Annotated in this window: 14 protein-coding genes; 5 read left to right on the forward strand and 9 right to left on the reverse strand. The window is 69.6% G+C overall.

The annotated features are described in order from the left end of the window. Positions 1 to 100 precede the first annotated feature (100 nt). Genes hpt through dacB form a run of 4 tightly spaced genes read right to left on the reverse strand, consistent with a single transcriptional unit; the run spans position 101 to position 4,212 of the window. A complete protein-coding gene (gene hpt / locus ACQCX5_RS04090) occupies positions 101 to 652 on the reverse strand; it encodes a hypoxanthine phosphoribosyltransferase (protein WP_434540742.1) in 552 nt (183 codons plus the stop codon). A 10-nt stretch (positions 653 to 662) separates the two neighbouring features. Continuing rightward, the gene (gene tilS / locus ACQCX5_RS04095) at positions 663 to 1,670 is read right to left on the reverse strand and encodes a tRNA lysidine(34) synthetase TilS (protein ID WP_434540743.1); all 1,008 of its coding nucleotides are present in this window, start codon (positions 1,668 to 1,670) and stop codon (positions 663 to 665) included. 50 nt (positions 1,671 to 1,720) lie between these two features. Beyond that, on the reverse strand, positions 1,721 to 2,755 hold the full coding sequence (locus ACQCX5_RS04100; RefSeq protein WP_434540744.1) for a zinc-dependent metalloprotease: 1,035 nt from the start codon (positions 2,753 to 2,755) through the stop codon (positions 1,721 to 1,723). Beyond that, on the reverse strand, positions 2,752 to 4,212 hold the full coding sequence (gene dacB / locus ACQCX5_RS04105) for a D-alanyl-D-alanine carboxypeptidase/D-alanyl-D-alanine endopeptidase (RefSeq protein WP_434540745.1): 1,461 nt from the start codon (positions 4,210 to 4,212) through the stop codon (positions 2,752 to 2,754). Before dacB ends, ACQCX5_RS04100 begins: the two co-directional genes overlap by 4 nt. A gap of 76 nt (positions 4,213 to 4,288) precedes the next feature. On the opposite strand from dacB, the gene ACQCX5_RS04110 reads away from it, so the two are divergent. Further along, positions 4,289 to 4,849, forward strand: coding sequence for an inorganic diphosphatase (locus ACQCX5_RS04110; protein WP_434540746.1), 561 nt, complete (start codon positions 4,289 to 4,291; stop codon positions 4,847 to 4,849). Further along, complete coding sequence (locus tag ACQCX5_RS04115) at positions 4,846 to 5,868, forward strand: TRM11 family SAM-dependent methyltransferase (RefSeq protein ID WP_434540747.1); 1,023 nt, start codon at positions 4,846 to 4,848, stop codon at positions 5,866 to 5,868. Before ACQCX5_RS04110 ends, ACQCX5_RS04115 begins: the two co-directional genes overlap by 4 nt. A 22-nt stretch (positions 5,869 to 5,890) precedes the next feature. Here the strand turns inward: ACQCX5_RS04115 and ACQCX5_RS04120 are convergent, their stop codons facing one another. Continuing rightward, on the reverse strand, positions 5,891 to 6,901 hold the full coding sequence (locus ACQCX5_RS04120) for an acetylxylan esterase (protein WP_434540748.1): 1,011 nt from the start codon (positions 6,899 to 6,901) through the stop codon (positions 5,891 to 5,893). A 70-nt stretch (positions 6,902 to 6,971) separates the two neighbouring features. Here ACQCX5_RS04120 and ACQCX5_RS04125 point away from each other — a divergent pair, with 70 nt between their 5' ends. Next, positions 6,972 to 7,460 carry a SixA phosphatase family protein gene (locus ACQCX5_RS04125; protein WP_434540749.1) on the forward strand — a complete coding sequence of 163 codons (489 nt, stop codon included), beginning with the start codon at positions 6,972 to 6,974 and terminating at the stop codon, positions 7,458 to 7,460. Between the two features lie 21 nt (positions 7,461 to 7,481). Here ACQCX5_RS04125 and ACQCX5_RS04130 read toward each other — a convergent pair whose 3' ends face one another. After that, the gene (locus ACQCX5_RS04130) at positions 7,482 to 8,000 is read right to left on the reverse strand and encodes a hypothetical protein (RefSeq protein ID WP_434540750.1); all 519 of its coding nucleotides are present in this window, start codon (positions 7,998 to 8,000) and stop codon (positions 7,482 to 7,484) included. A gap of 597 nt (positions 8,001 to 8,597) precedes the next feature. On the opposite strand from ACQCX5_RS04130, the gene ACQCX5_RS04135 reads away from it, so the two are divergent. Together ACQCX5_RS04135 and ACQCX5_RS04140 are read left to right on the forward strand one after the other, a co-directional pair. Further along, positions 8,598 to 10,001: an ammonium transporter gene (locus ACQCX5_RS04135; RefSeq protein WP_434540751.1), complete on the forward strand. Its 1,404-nt coding sequence runs from the start codon at positions 8,598 to 8,600 to the stop codon at positions 9,999 to 10,001. After that, the gene (locus ACQCX5_RS04140; RefSeq protein WP_434540752.1) at positions 9,998 to 10,336 is read left to right on the forward strand and encodes a P-II family nitrogen regulator; all 339 of its coding nucleotides are present in this window, start codon (positions 9,998 to 10,000) and stop codon (positions 10,334 to 10,336) included. The genes ACQCX5_RS04135 and ACQCX5_RS04140 overlap by 4 nt, the downstream gene beginning before the upstream one ends. 333 nt (positions 10,337 to 10,669) lie before the next feature. Here ACQCX5_RS04140 and ACQCX5_RS04145 read toward each other — a convergent pair whose 3' ends face one another. The 3 genes from ACQCX5_RS04145 to ACQCX5_RS04155 are packed head-to-tail and all read right to left on the reverse strand — an operon-like array spanning position 10,670 to position 16,105. Then, positions 10,670 to 12,016 (reverse strand): flavin monoamine oxidase family protein, encoded by a 1,347-nt coding sequence (locus ACQCX5_RS04145; protein ID WP_434541283.1) that lies wholly within the window; start codon positions 12,014 to 12,016, stop codon positions 10,670 to 10,672. A gap of 49 nt (positions 12,017 to 12,065) precedes the next feature. Then, entirely contained in the window at positions 12,066 to 15,107 is a 3,042-nt protein-coding gene (locus ACQCX5_RS04150; protein WP_434540753.1) for a YfhO family protein, read from the reverse strand. Next, the gene (locus ACQCX5_RS04155) at positions 15,104 to 16,105 is read right to left on the reverse strand and encodes a glycosyltransferase family 2 protein (protein WP_434540754.1); all 1,002 of its coding nucleotides are present in this window, start codon (positions 16,103 to 16,105) and stop codon (positions 15,104 to 15,106) included. The genes ACQCX5_RS04150 and ACQCX5_RS04155 overlap by 4 nt, the downstream gene beginning before the upstream one ends. Between the last annotated feature and the right edge of the window lie 2 nt (positions 16,106 to 16,107).

The following is a 16,107-nucleotide window of genomic DNA, read 5'->3' on the forward strand; positions in this document are numbered from 1 at the left end:
CCCAGCGGTTGACCGGAGCGGTTTTCTCTTAAAGCCACCGTTGGCCCTGTTTCCGGCACCAGGGCAACTGTTGCGTTCAGGGGCAATCCTGGGGACGGGCTCAGCGGTAGACGTGCTCGGCCAAGGTGCCCACGTCGCGCAGGTTGCGGTAGCGGCCGGCATAGTCGAGCCCGTAGCCGACCACGAACTCATTGGGGATGTCGAAGCCGACGTACTTGACGTCCACGTCGGTGGTGATCGCCTCGGGCTTGCGGAACATGGTCATGATCTCGAGCGAGGCGGGCTCGCGCGACTGCAGGTTCTGCACCAGGTAGCTCAGGGTCAGGCCGGTGTCGACGATGTCCTCGACGATCAGCACATGCTTGCCCGAGATGTCGGTCGACAGGTCCTTGAGAATGCGCACCACGCCCGAGCTCTTCGTGCCCGAGCCATAGGACGAAATCGCCATCCAGTCCATGGTGCAGTGGCTGCGCAGCGCCCGGGACAGGTCGGCCATCACCATGATGGCGCCGTTCAGCACACCGATGAGCAGCAGTTCTTTGCCCTCGTAGTCGGCATCGATCTGCGCGCCGAGCTCTGTGATGCGGTCCTGCACCTGGTCGGCGGTGAAGAGCACATGTTCGAAGTCCTGGGCAATGTCCTTGGCATCCACGAGGGCCAGCCTAGCGGGGTGTCACCCGCAGCAGTCCATCGTGGCGCTCAACCACTGCACCCGGCAGGTGCACCGCGCCCTGGCCGTGCCAGTTCTCGACCAACCCGGTGACGGCCGCAACATGGGCGGCGGTGGGCTGGTCGACGCCGGCGCCGATGAGCCAGGCGCGCACCATCCGGGTGGCGATCGCCGCGGGAAGCGCCTGCAGTGTGGTGCAGGCCAGCGCGCCGTCGTCGGTCGGGCGGCTCGGGCGGCGGGCGAGTTCGCGCGTCAGCTCACGGGCGGCCCACTCATCGAGGGCGTCGGCATCGGTGCTCGCCAGCGCGGCCGTGCGGGCCAGTGCCTCGGCCACACCGGGCCCGAGCTCTGCCTCGAGCGACGGCAGCACCCTCGAACGCACCCTCACCCGCGTGAACCGCGCCTCGGCGTTGTGCGGGTCGTCCCAGACGGGCAGCGCCCACTGCCGGCACGCTTCGCGCGTGATCGCGCGCCGCACCCCCAGCAGTGGACGACGCAGGGCGCCCGTCGACGGCTTCATTCCAGCCAGCGACCTGGTTCCCGAACCGCGGCCAAGCCCCAGCAACACCGTCTCGGCCTGGTCGTCGAGGGTGTGGCCCAGCAGCACCACGCCGTCGGCGCCCGCTGCGGCGAGCAGGGCGGCATGGCGGGCATCACGGGCGGCCGCTTCGGGGCCCCGACCACCAGCGGAGGGGACCTCGACGGCCACCACCCCGGCCTCGAGCCCCAGCCCGCGCAACCGGCCCGCGACAGTTGCGGCGACCTCGTCGGAACCAGCCTGCAGACCATGATCAACAACCACCGCCTGCACCTGCAGTTCATGATCAACACCGGCGCGTTCGAAGCGGCGCAACACCCAGGCGGTCCCGGCGGCCAGCGCCATCGAGTCAGCCCCGCCCGAGACTCCCAGCACCACCCGCGAGGCGGTCAGCGTGGCCAGGCAGTCCTCGACGGCCCGGGCGACCTGCAGGGCCGCCGGCCCCAGCTCGCGCCGCGCCATCAGAACCCCCGCGCCATCAGAATCCCCGCACCATCACACCCGCTTCGCCATCACTGCGGCCGCGCACCCAGTCCGAGCACCCGGCGCAACCACAGCGCGGGCGACAGCAGTTCGTCACGGGTGGGCAGCTGCTCCGGGCCCTCGAAGACCCGGTTGAGGCCCTGGTGTCCCGCGGCGTCCAGCACGGCGCGGCAGAACACCGCACCGTCGCGGTACTGCGCCAGCTTGCCGTCGAGGCCGACCAGCTTGCCGAGGGCGGCGAAGCGTCCGCCCTGGTCACGCCGCGATTCAAAACGTGCGCGGATGGTCGGCAGGGTGGTGATCAGTCCGGGTCCGGCGAGGTCCATCACCACGTCGGCATGCCCCTCGAGCAGCGACATCACGGCGGTCACCTTGTCAAGAGGCGCGTGGGCCTGCGGTGCGGACAGCACGTCGAGCATCGCGCCCTGTGAATGCTGCGGCCGCTCGCCACGGCGCAGCACGCGCGCGAGCACGTCACCCACACTCTCGCCCGCGTCGTCCTCGGCCGAGACCACCTCGTCGACGAGCGCCAACAAGTAATCCGGCAGCCACGGGGCGGCGGCGAACTGCACCCGGTGGGTCTGTTCGTGCAGTGCGACCCACGTGCGGAAGTCGCGCGGCACCAGCCGCAGCTGGCGTTCGACCGCAATCACGTTCGGGGCCACGAGCAACAGCCGCGGGGTGGCGGCAAAGGGGTCGAACTGGCCCAGGATGCGTGACCCGAGCACCGCGAGAACCCCGCCGAGCTGGGTGGCGACGACCCGGCCGGTAATGCGCTGGCCCAACCCCGGCGTCGCGGCCACACCCAGCCGTGCCCACAGCAGCTGCGCCGTGCCGACCATCGACGCCGCCCACGTGCGGCGGTCGACGACCAGGTCGACGCCGTCGGTGACCAGCGGCAGCCCGGTGGCCTGCGAGACCAACCCGGGGGCAAGGGCCGCGGCCTCGCGCAGTTCGGCGACGGCCTCGGTGCGCATGGCGCGCGTGGTGGGCGGCGCCTTCGGCATCAGCCGACCGGCCACAGAAATGGCAAGGTCGAAGTCGACCCAGGGCAGCGCGCTCACGAGCACCCGCATTCGCTGATCTCGGCAGCCACGGTGTCGATCCAGGCGCGCGCCCACCAGTCGTCCTTCGACTGGTTGACCAGCAGCACCAGGACCACGCTCTGCCCCGAAGCGGTGAGCGTCCAACCAGACAGTGATGACACCTCGCTCAGAGTACCCGTCTTGGCATGCACCCGACCCCGCCCGGGAGCGGCCTCGTCGATCAGGAACCGCTCGCGCAGCGTGCCCGACGCCCGGGCGACAGGGGTGGCCGTGAGCAGGTCGCGCAGGTCGTCCGAGGCGGCGATGGTGGTCCAGGCGGCGCCCAGCATTTCGGCGGTCACCAGGTTGCTGCGCGACAGGCCCGAGCCGTCGGCGAACACCGCCCCCTGCCGCCAGACGCCGAGTTCGGTGAGCACCTGCTTCAGCGCCGTCGTCCCGCCCTCGAACGACGGCGCAGCCCCCGTGGCCAGCGCCAGGTGACGCAGCATCATCTCGGTGGCGGTGTTGTCGCTGGCGACCATCGCGTGGGTGACGACCTGCTCGACGGGCAGCGACTGGATGGTGGCGATGGGTGCGGTCGTGCCCGCCTGTCGTTCGGTGATAGTGCCCGTGACGGTGATGCCGTTGGCCTTCAGCTGCGCGGCGAACACCGTCGCGGCACTGAGCGCGGGGGTGGTCGTCCGGGCGGTGGCCGTGATCCTGCCGTCGGCGCCACGCGTGCGTCCACCGTCGACCATCAGGGGACGCACCCGGGTCACCTGGTCGACATACCCGGCGGGCCACGTCGGGGCCCATTCCGGGCCGACGAACAGGGTCTGGTCGAAGCCGACGGTGACGCTGGTGACGCCCTCGGCCTTCAACGCCGCGGCGGTCAGCACGGCCAGCTGCTGCGTGGTCGCCGTGCCCGGCATCGTCGGGTCGGGCACGGAATTGAGGTACGGGTCACCCCCACCGCGCAGCACCAGGACCCCGGCCTGCGGCTGGGTGACCGCCGTGGTCAGCCGCGTTTCGCCCGGGATCGCATGCAACACGCCGAGCATCGTCAGCGTCTTCATGTTCGAGGCGGGGATCATGCGCTGGCTCTGCCTGTTGGCATACAGCACCGCCCCGGTGGCGCTGTCGAGCACCAGCGCGGACGAGGTGCCGCCGAAGCGCTGCGGCACCGCAGTGACCTGGGCGGCGAGCTTCGCGGGCACGATGCCGGCCGACGGGCTGGCGGGCCCCGCCGTGCCCACCACGACCGAGGGGTCACTGGACGAACCGGTGGCGCTCGGCTGGGGGAACAGGGTCGTCGCAGCCGGGGGCAACACCCGCGCATCGCGCAAGCCCAGCGCGCGCAGCAGCGGCTGGTGGGCGAAGACACTGGCCCCGACCGCACCGACCGCGACCATGGCCACCGCGCCGGCCGCCAGACGGGTGCGCTTGCGGGGGGCCGATTGGGGGGCTCGCTGCGGCATTGTCTCGGGTGGCTCCATGGCGGTCACCTCCGGGGTGTGAAAGCAGTAAGCTGGCCCCCTGACGAGGGTGTCCCCATCATAGAGAGAGCAAGCCGTGACCAACGATTTCAAGTCTGTTGAGCTCAGCCCGATCCCTGACGGCATCCGGTTCGACGTGACCATCGAAATCCCCAAGGGGACCAAGAACAAGTACGAGATGGATCACAACACCGGCCGCATCCGTCTGGACCGCACGCTCTTCACCTCGACCCAGTACCCGTATGACTACGGCTTCGTCGAGGGCACCCTGGGTGAGGACGGTGACCCCCTCGACGCACTCGTGCTCGTGCCCGAACCGACTTTCCCCGGCTGCCTGATCGAGTGCCGCGCCGTGGCGATGTTCCGCATGCGTGACGAGATGGGCGGTGACGACAAGGTGCTGTGCATTCCGACTGCTGACACGCGCCAGAACAACATCATCGACGTCGACTCGGTCTCGGAAATGATGCTGCTCGAGATCGAGCACTTCTTCACCGTCTACAAGGACCTCGAGCCCGGCAAGTCGGTCGAGGGCGCCACCTGGGTGGGACGCAAAGAGGCCGAGGCCGAGGTGGCCGCCTCGTTCGAGCGCGCCAAGGGCACCCCGTACGAGCACCACCACGCGAACCTCGCGTGACCCATTACGTCCTGCTCGCCCCCGCCGCCAACCGCGTCTATGCCGGCGAGGCGCTGGGCCTTGCCGCGGCCGAACTGAAGCTCTGCCATCCGGGCGCTGACGTCGTCCCGGTGGCGCTCGCGGGTGTCGACTACCTGAAGGTGGACGCCCCTGGCGGGTTGGACGCCGAGGTGGTGGCCGGCCAGTCGGCCGCACTGGCGCTGTTCGAGGCAGTGGAATCGTCGGGCGCTGGGGAGACCACCGGCGACCTGCTGCGCCCGGTGCCACTGCCGGTCACCGACTGGCTCGACGACGACCTGGTCACCATCCCGAAGTACCCGGGCAAGACCAATGAGCAGTTCACCCGGCTGTTGACCAATGTCACGCTGGCGGCGGTGCGCCGTGAGCCGGGGCCGCGTGAGGTGCTCGACCCCATGGCCGGGCGCGGCACGACGATGATGACCGCGTGGCTGCTGGGCCATGACGGGTTCGGCGTCGAGGCAGACCCGAAGGCCGTCGAGGCGATGGCCGCCTATCTGAAGACCTGGCTGCGTCGCAAGCGGCTCAAGCACACTGCCGACACCACGCCCGTCCGTCGTGAGGGATGTGCCATCGGCAAACGGTTCGACGCCACCCTGCGGCTGCCGGAACGCCGCGAGCTGACGATGGGAGTCTTCACCGGGGATGCCCGGGACTCGGCCCAGCTGTGGGGCAAGCGCAAGTTCGACGCGGTGGTCACCGACGCCCCGTACGGAGTCGTGCATGGCGCCGCCGCGCACGGGGCGCGGGCAGGTGGGTCGCGCGACCGGTCACCCGCCGCGCTGCTGCGCGAGGCCTTGCCCGTGTGGGCGGTTCAGCTGCGTCCGGGTGGTGCGATGGGCCTCTCGTGGAACACCCACGGGCTCACCCGTGAAGACCTGGCCGCGATCATGGTCGAAGCCGGGCTCGAGGTGCAGGACGATGGCCCGTGGTTGCAGTTCTCGCACCGGGTGGACTCGTCGATCCAGCGGGATCTGATGGTGGGCGTGAAGCCGGTCTGAGGCCGTCCGGCCACCCCCGGGCTCAGTCGCCCTTGAGCACCGAGTGCATCCAGCCCAGGTGCTCCCAGACCTGCAGTTCGCGCCCGCCCTCGTGACCGGCGTGGCTGTAGATGCGGATGTCGGTGTCCGGGCGCTCCTCGTGCAGGGCACCCCACTGGTTGTAGGCGGCGAAGACCGTCGACGGCGGGCAGATCTGGTCCATCAGGCCCACGCTGAACATGGTCGGTGCCAGCGCCCGCTTCGCCAGGTTGACCCCGTCGAAGTACGAGAGCACGTTTGCGACGGCCTGTTCCTCGGTGGGACGGCTGCGCAGGTAGCCCGAGAGTTCCTTGTAGGGGTGGGTGTCGACCAGGGTCATCGCGCGGTTGAAATGGCACAGGAACGGCACGTCGATCATCGCCCCGCTCAGCGAGACCCCCGCCAGCTGGGCCAGCCCGGTGGCGGCGATGGCGATGCCGCCCCCCTGCGAACCACCCTGGGTGAACAACTTGCTGGGGTCGACCTGCGGCAGGGTGCGGGCCACCTGCACCGCGCGCAGCGCATCGATGAAGACGCGGCGATAGAAATACGTCTCGCGTGAGCGGATGCCGCGGGTCATCCAGCCGCTGACGCTCGAGGCACCGGCCGCCGGGTCGTCATCGTCGGTGCCGTCAAAGATGCCCATGGTGTTCCAGCCCTGGCCGCGGGTGTCCATGATCAGCTGCACGTTGCCGTCGGCCACCCATGGGGTGCCGAGCGGCAGGCCTCGTCCACCGTTGTAACCAACGAAATGCACCACGCCCGGACGAGGGCTGGTGGCACCGGCGGGCACCAGCAACCAGCCGCGCACCCGCGCGCCGCCCCAGCCGGCGAAGCTGATGTCAAAGGCGTCGACCTGCGACTGCCGGTTGTCGATGGGGGTGACCTCGACGGCGAGGTCGTGGGTGCTGACCTCGGCGATGCTCGCCCGCCAGAACTCCTCGAAGTCGTCGGGTTCGGCAATGGCCGGACGATACGCGCGCAGTTCGTCGAGGGGCAGGTCAAAGAAAGCCATGGCGGGATACTAGCGGGGCGGCGCACGCCATCGGGCGCGGGTGCCGGTTGTGACGCGTACCGTTGTCAGCATGCGAACGCTGTACCTGATGCGCCACGCCAAGGCCGTCGACCATGACCCGCACGCCGACAAGGGACGAGCGCTCGCCCCACGGGGCCGCGCGGACGCTGCGAGCGTCGGCGAACACTGGCTGCAGGGCGCGGGCATTGAGCTGGCGCTGGTCTCGTCGGCGACGCGCACCGTGCAGACGTTCGAGTCGCTCGGCCTCGACTGCCGCGCCGAGATCATGGACGCGCTGTACCAGGCGGGCACCGACACGATGAAGCAGCGCATCGGCGAGATCGGCGACGAGGTCACCCGGCTGCTGGTGGTGGGCCACTCCCCCACGATCCCGGCGCTGGCGGCGCAACTGCTGCACGAATCAGACCCCGGGACCGCGGACGACATCGCCTGGCATTACCCGACGGCCACGGTGACGGCGCTGAGCATTGAGGGTGGCTGGGCTGAGCTGGGCGAGCACCCGACCAGGTTGGCGAGGTTGTACCGGGTGCGGGGTTAGGCGCCGCAGCTTGGTCGTTGCCTAGCGCGACGGGGTCGCGCCCGGCGTCTGCGGTGCGCTGCTGGACGGCGCCGCGCTGGTGGGTTGGCCGGGTACGGGCGTCAGGGGCTCCATCAGGCGCTGGGCGAGCAGGTTCACGAGGAACATGGTCGCCACCACGAGCACGACCATCAGGGCCGTGGCAATGATCGTGCGGCGTCGTCCACGCTCGGCAGGGCTCGCGGCGACCGCAGCGAGGGCCTCACGCAAGGTCGTCGAACCCTCGACCGTGGGTGCAGGTTCGGCTGGCTCGGGGGCGGGTTCGGGCTCGGGATCGGACACCGCAGGCTGCAGGACCGTCGGCTGCGATGCCGCCCAGCGCTGGAGCTCGTCGGCCCGCATCCGGTGCACGAGCGCCTCGGGCAGGTCGAGGTCCGCGGCGTTCTCGGCGATCCCGCCCGCGGTCATGCGCAGGGCTCCCGCCCTTGTCAGGTCGGCACCACAGCTGCGGCACACGACGGCGCGTGCACCCGCCTCGGCGCCACACCGGGCACAGAACATGTCACACCTCCGCCCCCGCCGGGAGTCATCAGCAGCACTCCGAACCTCTGTCCGGCACCCCAGCATACAAAGGCGGGTGGCCGGGCGGCCGGGGCGGGGCATCGGGGTGGGGTGAGGTGGGTGACCAGGATCCGGCAGGAGTTCATGGAATGGGCTCTTGGTACGGGCCATCGGGCAAGTCCGGCCGGGTTCTGGACACCGCGGTCAGGCACGGGGGTCAGGGCAAGGGGCGCGGCGGCAGAGACTGCCTGCCGGCGGATGATCTGCCCCCCGGTGGATGATCTGCCCCCCGGCGCCGCACGGCAGATCATCCGCCATGATGCAGATCGTCCGCCAGGCGGCAACCATGGACGAGGGGCCGACCACGGCCCAGCGGCTGGATCGGTGTGCCGGGATCGGGTGACCAATACCCGGCAGGAGTTCACGAAACCGCCCATCAGAACGCCGCGTCGGCCAACTCCTGCCCGGTTCTGGTCACGCCCGCCACCCGCCCCCAGCACCCGCTGAAACCCAGCATTAACACCCGGCCCCAGACTGAAACCTGGCCGCCACACACGCAGCGATGTGGTGAAACATCGGTGCTGCACGCTTACCGGCATGACATTCCTTGAACTCAACACCGGCGACACCGCCTGGGTGCTCATCAGCGCAGCGCTTGTGCTGCTGATGACCCCAGCCCTGGCGCTCTTCTATGGCGGGATGGTGCGTGCGAAGAGCGTGCTCAACATGATGATGATGTCGGTCGTGGCCATGGGCACCGTCGCGGTGCTGTGGGTGCTGTTCGGCTTCTCGATGACTTTCGGCGACTCCTGGCATGGGCTGATCGGCAACCCGGCCCAGTTCGCCGGGCTTGCCAACACCGCGGACATGCTGATCGGGGCCGAGGGCCACCAGATCCCGCTGCTGGTCTTCGTCGGGTTCCAGGCGGCGTTCGCGATCATCGCGGTCGCGCTGGTCTCGGGAGCCATCGCCGACCGCATGAAGTTCGGGGCCTGGGTCGCGTTCTCGATCATCTGGGCCAGCCTCGTCTACTTCCCGGCCGCACACTGGGTCTTCGCGTTCGACGGCGTGGTGGCCGAGAAGGGCGGCTGGATCGCCAACTCCGTCAAGGCGCTCGACTTCGCCGGCGGCACCGCCATCCACATCAACGCCGGCATGGCAGCGCTCGTCCTGGCCCTGGTCGTCGGACCCCGCATGGGCTTCGGCACCAAGCCGATGCGCCCCCACAACCTGACCATGGTCATGCTGGGTGCCGGCCTGCTGTGGTTCGGCTGGTTCGGCTTCAACGCCGGTTCGGCGCTCGGAGCCAACGGCCTGGCCGGGCTGGCCTGGGTGAACACCCTGGCCGCCACCGCCGCCGCGATGCTGTCGTGGCTGGTCGTCGAGCGCATCCGTGACGGGCACGCCACCTCGCTCGGTGCGGCCTCGGGCATCGTCGCCGGATTGGTGGCGATCACCCCGGCCTGCGCGTCCGTCACCCCCCTCGGCGCACTGGGCGTCGGTGTGCTCGCGGGTGTCGGCTGCGCGCTGGCCGTGGGCCTGAAGAACCGGTTCAACTACGACGATTCCCTCGACGTTGTCGGCGTGCACCTGGTCGGCGGCCTCATCGGCACCCTCGCCGTGGGCCTGTTCGCCAAGGGCTCGCTGACCGGCGGGGCTGCCGGCGTCTTCTACGGCGGTGGTGTCGAGCAGCTCGGCCGCCAGGCCATCGGCGCCGCCGCAGTGCTCGTGTACTCGGGTGTGATGACCACCCTGATTGCCCTGGCCATCAAGTACACGATCGGACTGCGCGCCACCCAGGAATCCGAGAGCCGCGGCCTCGACCTGGCCGCCCATGCCGAGGTGGGCTACGACCTCACCAACGTCGGCTACTCGTCCTACCGGGTCAAGCGCACCCTGGTGGTGCCCGCCGCCCCGGAATCGCCCTCGGTGGTGCCGTCCATGGATCACGTGGCGGCCATCGATGAGTTGCCGTCCATCGATCAGGAGGTCAAGGCATGAAACTCGTCACCGCCATCGTCCAGCCCGGCGTGCTGAACGCCGTCCAGATCGCCCTGGTGCACCACGGCATCCACGGCATGACCATCACCGAGGTGAGCGGGTATGCCCGCCAGCGTGGTCACACCGAGGTCTACCGCGGCGCCGAGTTCACCATCGACTTCATCGAGAAGGTCAAGCTCGAGATCCTCTGCGATGACGACGAGGCGCAGGGGGTGGTCGAGGTGATCGTCACCCACGCCCGCACCGGATCTGTCGGCGACGGCAAGGTCTGGGTCACCCCGGTCGAGAATGTCATCCGGATCAGGACGGGGGAACTCGACTCGGCCGCGGTGTGACGCCACCCAACCAGCACCTGTCCCACACCAAACCTGCCTTCGATGATTCGAGGGCAGGTTTGTGTGCTGTCGCGCACACCAGCCCCCGCTCGTCCAAAACTTGCAGAACTGGCACCAACGCCGCGTCTGCAACCGGAACCAGCCGAACCAGATGTATTGGCGACACCCATGCCAGTTGTGCAGGTTTGGTGTGGGGGCCCAGCCTCCGGACGACGCCAACACCGGCCCTTCACCAGCCCCGCTCGTCCACGAACCTGCAGAACTGACACCACCGCCCCGTCTGCACCCCGAACCCGCCGAACCCGACGCACAGCCGCCAGGCGACGCACGCCCTCAGCCCAGCTCTCGCCCCACCGCCGCCGCAGCCTCCTGGCCCGAGCGCACCGCACCTTCCATGTAGCCGTTGAACCGCGGGGCGAACTCTGCGCCCGCGAATGTCACCAGTCCGTGCGGTTCGGCAAGGGCCGGCCCTGAGGCCGTCCAGACGCCCGGTGCGAAGTGCGCGCCGTGGCAGCCGCCGGTGAACCGCTCGGCGCGCCAGTCGCGTTCGACGTATTCCTGCATCGCCGGGCCGTCGCCGAAGGCCGCCGTCACCACCTGCGACAGCGCGGCCTCGCGCAGTCCGGGGGTGCGGTCCGACAGGTTCTCCTGGTCGCCGGCACCGAAGAAGCCGATCAGCAGGCCGGCGCCGTCCGCGCTGTTCGACACGTCGAACAGCACCCGCACCGGTCCCGCGTCCGAGCCCATCTGCCCCGAGAAGCCCGCGTCGTGCCACCAGGGACGCGGGTAGCGCGCGACGGCCTTGATGATCGAGCCGGTCGGCACCCTCGCGGCCGTCTCGGCGCGCCATCGTTCCAGCGGCGGGTTGTAGTCAAGCGCCACCGCCAGCTTCGGCGGCAGCGCCACGATCACCGTGCGGGCCTTGACCGTGCTGCCGTCGGCCAGGCTCACCACGGCGAAGTCCCCGGACGAGTCGATGCCCACCACCTCGTGGCCCAGCTTGACCCGGTCGCCCAGGGCCTCGGCCAGCCGGCGCGGCACCTCGGCCATGCCCTCGACCACGCGCTGCTGGTTCACGCCGCCGTTGACGGCGACCAGAGCCTCCATGTCGACGCCCGAGTTGGCGCGGTGCAGGCTCTCACCCAGGGTGACGTCGTTGAACTGCACCCCGAACGCGCCCTCGAACACGCGCGAGAACCACGCCTGCCCGCCGGGGGTGCGCAGGTTGCTGTGCACCCAGCGGCGCAGCAGCTGGTTGAGCCATGTGGCATTGCCCTCGGCCCACACCTTGTCACGGGCGATGCGCTCAGCCAACCGGCGAAAACGCGCCAGGCCCTGTCCCAGGTCGGCCACCTCGAACGGGTTGAGGCTTGCCTCGATCTCTTCCTGGCTGGGCACCGTGGCCACGACGCCGCCGAGCTTGACCGTGATGTCGCCGCGCGAGGTGCCGATCAGGTTCAGGTCCATGCGGTGGACGAGGGCCAGCATGCGGGTGTGCAGGTCGGCGACCCACTGGCCGCCGAGGTCTACGTGGTCGCCCGTGGCGAGCTGGGCCGATTCAACCCGGCCACCGACGCGGTCACGGGCCTCGAATACCACGATGTTGCGCCCGCGGTCGGCCAGTTCGGTGGCGGCCACCAGACCCGCGAGTCCGGCGCCGATGATCGCGCAGTCGAGCACCTGGGACCCCTCTCGTTCGACAGTTGCTGCCGACTCTACTGATGGCATCTCAGGCTCCTTCCACGGGGGTGCCCTGCTGCGGCTTGCGCTGTGCGGCCGGGCGTCGGGCCGCCAGCACCGTCAGGGCAACCGTGGCCAGCAGCGAAAGCAGACTAGCGCCAACACCCACCCCCACCCCGGGCTGGCGGTAGACACAGCTCACTTCTTCTGCACCATTCATGGGCACCGCGATCAGCCCTGCGCGCTCGACGTGGCGGGTGCCGCGCCCGTCGGTGCTGCACGACCACCCGGGCTGGTTCGCCACGGCGAGCACCGCGTCACCCGTCTGCGGGCCCGCGAAGCGGGCCGTGATGCGCGCCCCGTCGACGCTGATCTGCGGCACCGGGGTCTGGTTGATCTCGTCCATCAGCTGCTGGTAGTCGACACAGAGCGCCAGGCCGAGCTCGGTATAGCCCGCGTCACGCGAGACATAGCGCAACCGGGCGGTCTGGCCGGTGCCCGCGAGGTCGTCGATGAACTGCCCCTGCGAGGGGTAGAGCTTCTCGTCGGTCGCGGTGTTCACCCACGTCGCCTTGCCGGCCAGGTTCGGGGTGCGGAAGCTCAGGGTGCCCCGCTCGCAGGTGGCGGTGAGCACCAGCACCTGGTCCTTGCGGGACGCGACGAAACTGCCGCTGGTCACCTCGGCGGGGTTGCCGTCCTGCCATGCCAGGCTCGTCACCGGTGCGCTCACCACCGGACGGGTGAACAGGCTCTGCAGGTGCACCACCCGCTCCTGACCGCGGGGCGGGTTCGCCGGGTCGACCTGCGGCCGCGGCGAACCGACGACCCGCACCATCGGCAGCGCAGGTTGCACTGCGACCACCTGGTGCTCTTCATCCCAGCGTGCCGCCACCGAGAGCACCACGTCGTTGAGCAGCCCCGGCTGGTCCTGCACCCGGCGCGACCCAGCGGGGTAGCCCAGTTGACGCATGGTCTCCTGCACCTGGGCCGGCATCGTCGAGGTGTACATGGCCGTGCCGGGCAGATGCATGCGCAGCGGCAGGTTGGGGACGTTCCACCTCGGCAGGTCATGCCCGACCGGGCTGCCCACACGATAGGTGGGCCACTGGGACGTCTCGACCGTCTTCGCCGCCGCCTGCCGCTCGGCGGCCGAGGTCAGCACATAGGGCTCGCTGACGCCGTACTGGTAGCGCGAATGCGGGGTGATGATGACCCCAGACCACACCAGCTCGACCACCACGCAGCACACGATGACGACCTGCGCCACTGCACGCACCGCCTGCCGTCGTGGACGAGGCACCCGCGCGACGAAGGTGTAGGCGAACAGTGCCGCGATCGCCGCATACGGCCCCAGCCACCACGCCGAATAGGTCACATGCTCCAGGTCGGTCACGCCTGAGGCATGCCAGACCAGCAACGACACCACGACCAGCGCCACCACCAGTTGTGCCCGGGTGAGCCAGCCGCGCGCATCCTCTCGTCCATCGGCACGCTCGGTCAGCGCATGCCACCCGGCGACCACGAGCAGGCCGACGACGATGAAGCTCCAGCGATAGGCATTGCCGTTGGGCACGTCGCCGCCGTTGAACAACTGGATCGCGATCTTCCACTGCAGTGAGACCACGGCGACGACGGCCAGCGCCGCCCAGGTGATGCGGGCGCGCCAGCCCAGAGCCGGCGCCAGCGCCACCGCGGCGGCGCAGATGAGCACCAGCGACCCCGCGAACAGCATCGGCGGAAAGTCGACGCCCGCCGTGAACCCGAACAACCGCAGGGTCATCTCGTTCGGCTCGACCCGCATCAGCGTGCTCGGCGCGAATGACGCCCGACCCACCGCGACCAGCGAGGGCCACAACAACCACATCGCCGTACCCACACCCAGCCCGCCGCGCACAGCGAACCCGACCAGCCCGCGCAGCACCGCGACCGGGCGACGACCCTCGGCCACGAGCCACGCCAGGGCGAAGAACGCCGCGCCGAGGCTGGCCATCATCGCCGAGTAGTAGTTCGACCACCAGCCCAGCGCCACCAGCGCCACGGGCGCGACGACGGCGCGGTGGCGCACGGTCAGCACGGCCGCCAGGCACATCAGCGGAAACGCCAGCAGGCCGTCGAGCCACTGCGGCGTGGTCATGCCCAGTTGGACGACCCAGCTCGACGTGGCGTAGCCGATCGACAGGCAGATGCCCGCCAACCGCGGGGCCCGGGGACGAAGCACCTGCAGCAGCGCCATCATGGCCGCGGCGGCGCAGCCGATGCGCACTAGCGAGACGACCAGGATCGCGACATCCATGAGCCGCAGCGGGAAGAACCCGACCAGCAGGGTGAACGGCCCACCGAGGTAGGTGGCGTACTCGGGCAGGAACCCGGTGCCGCCCGCCCCGGCCCAGGTGAAGGCCACGTTGCCCAGATCCGCAATGGACCCGTCAGTGTTGTTGGTCAGCACGTCGTGCAGGTACAGGTGGAAGGGCAGGTATTGCGGGCCGTAGTCGCCGATGCCGCGCCCGACCTCACCGAATGGCGTCAGCCCCAGCGCTCTCGCGACCAGCACGTTCGCGCTGATCGCGCCGAGGGCTGCGGTCACCGGCGCCGCCGCGCCCCGCACCCAGGTACGCCAGTCGCGCTGCGGCGCGTCCTCGGGACGGCCGACCAGCACCATGCGGGTCACCAGGAACGTGAACGGGATCGCCAGGATGCCCATCGCCAGCGTCACATAGCGCACATCGGCGCTGAACAGGCTCACCAGGATGACCGAGCCGAAGGTGGTGAAGGCCACGTTGACAAGGGTGGTTGCCGGGAACGCGATAAACCGGCGCCACGTGGGTCGCACCCGGTAGGTGAACCAGCAGTTCGCGAAGAAGCTGAAGACCACCGACAGTGCCCACGCGATCAGGTGCGCACCCAGGTAGGGCAGCGCGAGCAGCAGCAGTCGATAGAACGCGTAGTAGACCAGCGTGTTGGTCACCCCGACGATGCCGAACCGGATCACCTGGCCCACGACGGGCTTGCGCGTCACGGCGGCCAGCCGCGGGGGCAGCCGGTCGACGAGGTTGCCCACGAACCGGTCGACCTGCTCGACGGCTGGTCTCACGCGTGACCACCGCGCTCGAGTTGCGCGTTGGTGGCGGGGTGGTCGAGGGCTGTCACGGCGGGATCGGCGGGGTCGTTGATCGACTCGGCGATGATGTAGTGCGGGCGGCCCTTGACCTCGAGGTAGATGCGCCCGATGTACTCCGCGATGATCGCCAGGCTGATCAGTTGCACACCGCTGAACAGGGTCACGGCGGTGATCGTGGTCAGGTAGCCGGGTGTCTGCACGCCCGAGATCAGCCAGCCGACCAGCAGCCAGACCAGGTAGAGCAGCGAGGCGACGATCGCCGCCACACCGATGATGAACACCGCCCGCAGCGGCTTCTGGTTGAAGCTGACGACGCCATCGATGCCGTAGTTGACCAGCGCCTTGAACGTCCACGACGACTCACCGGCGTCACGCAGCACGTTCTTGTAGCTGAGCATCACGGTCGGGTAGCCGATCCAGCTGAACAGGCCCTTCGAGAACCTGTTCTGTTCGCCCAGCTGCAGCAGCGCATCGACAGCCCGGCGGCTCATCACCCGGAAGTCACCGACACCGTCGGTCAACTCGACGTCGACCATGCCGTTGACGACCTTGTAGAACATGCGCGAAAAGAACGTGCGCACCTTCGAATCGCCGTCGCGCGAGCGGCGCGCCACCACCTGGTCGGCCTCGCCACGGTCGAGCACGCCCACCATGTCGCGCAGCAGCTGGGGCGGGTGCTGCAGATCGGCGTCCATGATGGCGACGGCATCGCCGCGGGCTGCGCGCAGGCCGGCGAGCATGGCCGGCTCCTTGCCGAAGTTGCGGCTGAACGACAGCACCCGCACGCGCGGGTCGTGGTCGGCGAGCTGGCGCGCGACGTCCAGTGTGTTGTCGCGCGAGCCGTCGTTGACGAGGATCAGTTCGAACTCCTGGCTCAACCCAGCAGTGGCCTCGACGGTCTCTGCATAGAGCCGCTGCAATGAAGCGGCTTCGTTGTAGCAGGGCACAACGAGTGAGAGCATCGAGAGCATGG

The organism is Aestuariimicrobium sp. G57 (genome assembly GCF_050110855.1).
In the GTDB taxonomy this organism is placed as follows: domain Bacteria; phylum Actinomycetota; class Actinomycetes; order Propionibacteriales; family Propionibacteriaceae; genus Aestuariimicrobium.